The organism is Mailhella sp. (genome assembly GCF_057866825.1).
In genome coordinates, this window is the sequence record NZ_DBMAHT010000114.1 from 1 (window position 1) to 6,302 (window position 6,302).

The following is a 6,302-nucleotide window of genomic DNA, read 5'->3' on the forward strand; positions in this document are numbered from 1 at the left end:
GCACCGTCCAGTCTGCCGGTCCAGGCAACGGCCATGTACCAGAAGCCGACCTTCTGCATGTCTATGCCGAGCGTGACGGCCCGATAGCCGGCAGGCACCGTGCAGGACGCAAGCTCACGGTCCACCAGTTCCAGCACTTCCGCCTCGCTGGTTTTGGCGATGACCGGCGTGTACGGCATGGCCAGCATGCCATTGGCGTAGGCCTGATGGGCGTCGGCATCGTCCGTTTTTTCCAGTTCCAGCTGCGCCGCCCGTATCTCGGAAAGGGACACGGCGGCGGAAAGGTAGGCCGGAAGGTGAAAGCCCACGCGGTGGGGAGACGGAAGCGGGTTGTCCGCCTCCCAGCGGCCGCGCGCCACGGCCTGATCGCGGGCGTAGTCCGTCCAGTGATAGGCGCAGTGCGGGCAGCGGTAGCGCCCCAGCTTTTCGCGCCGCACCCGCACGGGGTCCTTCACGCCGTGCTCGGAAATGATGTTCTCCGGCTGCATCACCTGTTCCGTCCCGCAGGCCGGGCACACCACCCGGTAGCGGCGCACCTCGTCCATGGCGGCAAGGTCGGCCCATATCGTGGTCGTTTCGTCGCCCACGGGCTTGCTGATGCGCATGATCTTGTGCGTGTAGGGGTAGGAGCGCGTTCTTTCCCGAAAGTCCGTCACCGGGTCGCCGTGGCCCGCAAACGCACGGAACAGGGCTTCCTCGTCCAGAAACAGATCCTGCACGGAAATGGACGCGCGCTGGCTGGCGCTGGCCGCGCTGGACAGGTACAGGGCCGTGCCGTCGGCAAAGCCCGTGCGGCCGCCCTTGCTCTTGCCGAGAAGCTCGCGCACGGGCCGCGTTTTACGGAACATGGGCTTCAACTTTGCTTCCACCACGCGGGCCAGTGTTTCGTCGTCCGGCATGGCCAGCATACGCGGCGCCGGTCGGTAGTCGATGCACCAGCACAGGCAGGCGTACAGGCACAGCGTCTTGCCCGTCTGCGGAGCGCCGCAGACCACCACTTCCTCCACGCTGCGCTCGGAAAAGGCATCCATGATGCCCGCCAGGTACGGGTTCACGTCGCGCCGGTACCGTGCGCCGGCATAGGGGCCGTCCGGCACAATGAGATGCTGCGCCGCCCAGCGCGACACCGGCGGAACCTCACGCTTGCGGAATATGCGCCGCTCCGTCTCAGTCAGCGAGAGTTTCATCGTCGGCCTCCACGTCTTCGGCGGCGTCGCCGTCCTGCGTCACGAATTCCTGCTCATCGCTCCAGGCGTCGAACCAGTCCGCCGTGGCTTCTTCCCACCACGCGACAAGCTCGGGCACGGATTCTTCCCGCCCGCCCACAAGCGCAATGATCTCCCCGGCCTTGCGGTGAATGAAGCTTTGCACTTCCGACTTGAAGAACACCGCACGGGCGGCAAGGTCCTGCTCGTGAACCTCCACGCTCATGAGCTTGCCCTGCTCCTTTTCCAGCTTCAGGCGTTCACGGGCGGCCCGCACGGTTTTGAGCTCCGAATCCGCACTCATCTTGCCGAGCGCCACGCTCCGGCTCTCCGCATCGTCGATGCGGGCCACGGGCTGAAGCTGTGCCGCGGCATAGCCCAGAAGCGCCGCCGCCGTAAAAAATCCGTCGCCGTCGCGGGCAATCTTTCCGGCATGAAAATGCCGGGAGAACTGCGGAGCGCTGATCTTGTAGCCCTGCATTTTCAGCCATTCCACGGCATCGGCCGCCGTGCGGAACGTTGTTGCCGTCTGGCTCATAATCCCTCCTCGTCAACGGCGTTCAGATTCACACCGTGCTTCAAACGCCATTTTCTGAGGCAGGACGGACAGCGGTAATCCGTGGTCTTTCTGTCGCAGTCGTGGCACTTGTGCAGGTACAGGGCATCCTTGGCCACATGAAAACGCGGGTCGTGCTCCCCGTTTCTCTTCCCCTTACGGTCTCTCGGCTTAAACATTGTTCACCCCCATTCCCGCCGCTATCTCGTCGATGTATTCCCGATGCCGCCGGAGGAACGGCAGCAGCTTCACATATTCCCTGTCCGGGAGCTGCCTATCTCCGCGCACTCTCACGTCGCCGCCTGCGGGAACCAGCGTGAGACCGTTGGCCCGCAGGCACTCGCGCACCAGATCGGCGCCCATGTAGTAGCCGTTCAAATCCCACACCGGATGCGTGGGGAAGGACGGCTCCGGGCGTACGGGCGGATCTTCGGGAGCCGGGGCAGGCTGCTCCGGCCGGGGTTCCTCACTTTTCCCACGCACGGCGGCCGCGGCGTACAGAGGGGGAAGCCCCGCCAGCACCCAGTCCCGAACATCGTCATGGCCGTGCCCCGGCACCGCCGCCTGGAACATCTCGCCCGGATCCTTGCCGTGTATGCACGGCCAGCGCACCGCCTGCGGAAAGGTCTCCCGCCACAGCTCCCAGCCGCGGCCACCCGCACCGTTGGCGTCCACATCCATGGCCACAAGAATGACGGGCAGCCGTTTCAGCTCTTCCATGAGTCCGGCGGGCAGGTGCCGAAGGTGGGCCGTTCCCACGGCCAGCACGGAGCAGAAATGCCCGGCGGCCCGATGCACCAGCATGGCGTCGAGCTCGGCCTCCACCACCACGCAGGCCGGAGTTCTGCGGAAGGTTCCCGGCTTCATGGGCAGGAAAAGCGGCGCGCCGCCGCTGCCGGGCATGACGTAGTATTTCAGGTTCGGGAGCGTTGCTTTTCTGTCGGCATCCGGGCGGCGGATACGGATGCGCTCTACGCAGCCGTCGGCCGCAAGGCAGGGAATCACTATGCCGCGGGGAATCCACATGGCCCGGCGCACACGGCCGCCGGGTTCGCGCGGCGCTTCTTCCGGCAGGCCCCAGTTTTTGCGCAGGCGCATGATGTGCGCGCGGCCGTTTTCTCCGCCCTGCCAGCCGAGCCGGTATTCCCGCACGGCGACTTCATCCAGTCCGCGCGCCGCCAGGTACTGCCGGGCCTTCGTCTGCGCCCAGAGCGCCTGGTGCCGGGATTCGATAAAATGCGCGGCTTCCGCGCGCCACAGGGCGGCGTTACGCGCCGGTTCCGGTATTGCCTGAGCATCGAGTCGCGCGGGAGTCTTTTCACGCTTCTGCGGCTCCTGAGGCGCACTTTTCACCGGGCGATTCTCCCACGCCCTGCCGGCGGCCTGCGCCGCCTGCCGGAAGGTCATGCCTTCCACATCCATGAGCCACTGGATGACATCGCCGCTGATGCCGCACTGACGGCAGCTGTAGGAGCCCCGGCCGTCGTTCTGCTCGGGCCATACGAGAAAACGGTCTCTGCCGCCGCAGAGAGGACACGGCCCGGCAAACTCCGTGCCGCGGCTGTTGCGGCCCTTGCTCTTCAGCGCAAGGCCCCGCGCCGTGTACAGGTCGGTAACGGTCAGCATGCCGCACCTCCCCACATCCGCCAGGCAATCAGGCATGCCATGATGATATGCAGAAAAGCCGCCGCCAGAGCCTCGGCCATGACACCATGATGGTGCCATGACAGTTCCATGATACTTTTCTCCGAAACTGTCATGGCTGAAAAGTCTATTCTTTTATGATAGTTATTACCTTTTTTCTTTAAAAATATGATAGTATGACAGTATGTATATGCGCGCGCATATATGCACGCGCGCGTAGGGACTTTTACGGGAAAAACTGTCATACTGTCATGTTTATACCCCAACCATGCGTTTTCCCTGAAAAACTTACCATGACAGTAGTGTCTTGGCAGTATCATGGAAGTGTCATACCCCGGCACAGAGTTCAAGTAATGCTTCAAGTTAAGCATGGTCCTGCACCTCTTTCGGGTAGTCGTGTTCGGCCTGCTCGTTGAAGCGGTAGCCGTAATACCAGACACGGCCGCCGGACTTCTCGCTCCGAATGGTACGCTTGGCCAGCTTGCCGAAGGTGGTTATGGAGGGGCAGCCCTTGCGGCTCATCTTGTCCTCGAACCACGCCTTGAACACCGCATAAAGATGCGCGGCCGCCAGACGCGGCGCTTCGGGGTCCGCTTCCAGGCATGCGTCCGCAAACTGCAGAACTATGCTTTCCTCCCTGCGGTAGGCTTCGGTATCCCTGCGTATCTTCTCGGGCGGTATGAGTCCCTCGATTTCGTAAAGCTGGAAGCCCCGCACAAGCCATGCCAGGACGCCGGAAGCTTCCGCAGCAAGAATCTCCCGCTTGAGATTCTTGTTGACCGGCCTCTCCAAAGGATTGTTCGGATCGGGCTCGGACACAAAGGAAAACGGACACACCACCAGCTTGATGCGCTTCCAGAAGGCGGAATCGTTGTCTCCGGCGCGCATCTTGTGGTTGGTCAAAAGAAAAAGCGTATGAGTCGGCCGGAACTTGGTATTGCCCTTGTCATAGGGGGAACGGCCCACCAGGGAGTCGTCGCCGCTCATGAGCTTGATCTTGTCCACCGAGAAACGCCGGTTCTCTCCCGGTTCCGAGGCCCACATGATGCGCTGCCCCTTCATTTCCAGCACGGCCGGCGTGGGGGAATTCGGGTTCTGCGGCGTGCCCTGGTCAAGCAGAAGCTCCACCGGCATGGGCGCGGCATAACCGGTTTCGCTGGTGCCGTCGCCGCCGGTAAGAATCTCGTACAGGATTTCAAAAATGGTCGTCTTGCCGGAGTCGCCTTCCGCGCCCAGCAGAACCACGAAAATCTTTTCCGATATCTCCCCGCACAGCGCCATGCCCAGAAGCTTGTGCATGTAGTGCAGGACGTCGGGATCTTCTCCGAAAATCTCGAACAGCATCTGCTCCCACTTCGGGCAAGGAGCATCCATGCCTTGCCATTCCACGGTGCAGTGGCGGGAAAAATAGTCTTCCGGCCTGCCGGGCCGCAGCATGCCGGAACGCATGTCCACCACGCCGTTCTTCGCCACAATGGCAAAGTTGTCCGCGTCCAGACGCACGCCGGGAACCGTCAAACGGCTCTCATGGGAAAGGGACAACTCCAGACAGGCATTGATGCCCTGCTTCTGGTGGAGCTTGTCGGCCGCCTGCCTGAGCCTGCGCCCGCGGGCATCCAGTTGCTTGGCCTGTTCCTGATCGTCTTCCGCCCGTGCCGATGCAGCCATGCCCCTGAGCCGTTCCGCGCCTTCCAGATAGGCCTGGGCCACGTTCTCCACACGGGACGCCGCCTCGAACGGCCATATTCTGGACCAGAACTGCCCTTTCCACTCCAGCCAGCTGTCCCACTCGGGAACGAAGATGAGCTGACCGCGGCAAAGCGCATTGAAGAGAATGCCGGAGCCCTTCTGTCCGGCCTCCGCGCAGTCTTCCACAAAGCGCTGCCTGGTCTCGGCATCCTTGTCTCCACGGCGCTGCCCGGAGGAGGTCTTCCCGGCCTCCGCTTCCGCCTTCAGTCTGGCCAGATTGGCCGCCTCTTCCTCGGCCTTGTGCTGCACTTCCGCCCGGATGATCTCGCCCTTCAGCCACTCCTTCGGGGACTGCGGTTCCTGGGGAGTTTTCGGCATGTCGTTTCGGTGGTCACTCATGCGGCCACCTCCATGCCTCCGAAGGTCTCAGCGTCGCTTCCGGCTCCCTTTACCCCGGCAACGACATCACTACCGACCGCACAGACCGCCGTGCCCACGGCCGAAGCTCCGCCGCGGGCTTTCCAAATTTCGGATTTATTTTCAAAAATTTTCCGGCACTCTTTGCGCTCGGCAAGCCCCCGCATAAGCCCGAAGCCGGAAAGGACCCAGGAATCCGCCGCACCGGCCATGACACTCTGGCCGGAAGCCTTTTCTTCGGGGAGCGTGAGGGGGATGAAGCCGGCGGAATCTCCCTCTGCGGGGAGATAAGCACAGGCCAGGAACAGACATGCTTCGGGGAGATATGGGGGAGATATTTTTGACGGCGCAAGCGAACAAACAGGGAATAATATCAGGATAATGCCGCAGACAAAGAGAAGGCGCTCCGACCTAGTGAAACTTGAAGGGTGGAAAGTTCCATTTTGCTGTCTTTCATTGCAACGTATTATTTTTCCTGTTATTTTACGCAAAAGCCTCTGCGTCTTTTTACAGCTGTTTGCGCCGCTGGGGAGACGCTGGGGATATGCGGCAAGGCTCCGGCATGTAATGCTCTGATCCGAACGATCCTTCCCCGGAGAGCGAACTTTATCTTTCGCGGCCACGCATTCCGACCGTCACCTTCCATCCCCCTTACGTTTTAGTCTCAAGCGAAGTCGCTTCCCTTTCTCTGCGGCGCATCTGATACACTCTTCCAGGTCCACAAGGCTCCTCCGCCTTTTGACCTCATCACCGATTTCCTTTGACGCGCCCCCCGGGCCCCGTCCTTCATA

Annotated in this window: 5 protein-coding genes; all 5 read right to left on the reverse strand. The window is 62.0% G+C overall.

What is annotated here, in order from left to right; translation table 11 throughout:
* On the reverse strand, positions 1-1,187 hold a 1,187-nt coding region (locus ACZM96_RS08930), incomplete at its 3' end, for a terminase gpA endonuclease subunit (RefSeq protein ID WP_489488616.1).
* Entirely contained in the window at positions 1,168-1,743 is a 576-nt protein-coding gene (locus tag ACZM96_RS08935) for a hypothetical protein (protein WP_489488617.1), read from the reverse strand. The genes ACZM96_RS08930 and ACZM96_RS08935, both read right to left, overlap by 20 nt.
* Positions 1,740-1,880 carry a hypothetical protein gene (locus ACZM96_RS08940; RefSeq protein ID WP_489488618.1) on the reverse strand — a complete coding sequence of 47 codons (141 nt, stop codon included), beginning with the start codon at positions 1,878-1,880 and terminating at the stop codon, positions 1,740-1,742. Before ACZM96_RS08940 ends, ACZM96_RS08935 begins: the two co-directional genes overlap by 4 nt.
* Positions 1,881-1,932: 52 nt before the next feature.
* Positions 1,933-3,387, reverse strand: a complete 1,455-nt coding sequence (locus tag ACZM96_RS08945; RefSeq protein ID WP_489488619.1) for a primase-helicase zinc-binding domain-containing protein — start codon at positions 3,385-3,387, stop codon at positions 1,933-1,935.
* 381 nt (positions 3,388-3,768) lie between these two features.
* Positions 3,769-5,493, reverse strand: a complete 1,725-nt coding sequence (locus tag ACZM96_RS08950) for a DNA primase family protein (RefSeq protein WP_489488620.1) — start codon at positions 5,491-5,493, stop codon at positions 3,769-3,771.
* Between the last annotated feature and the right edge of the window lie 809 nt (positions 5,494-6,302).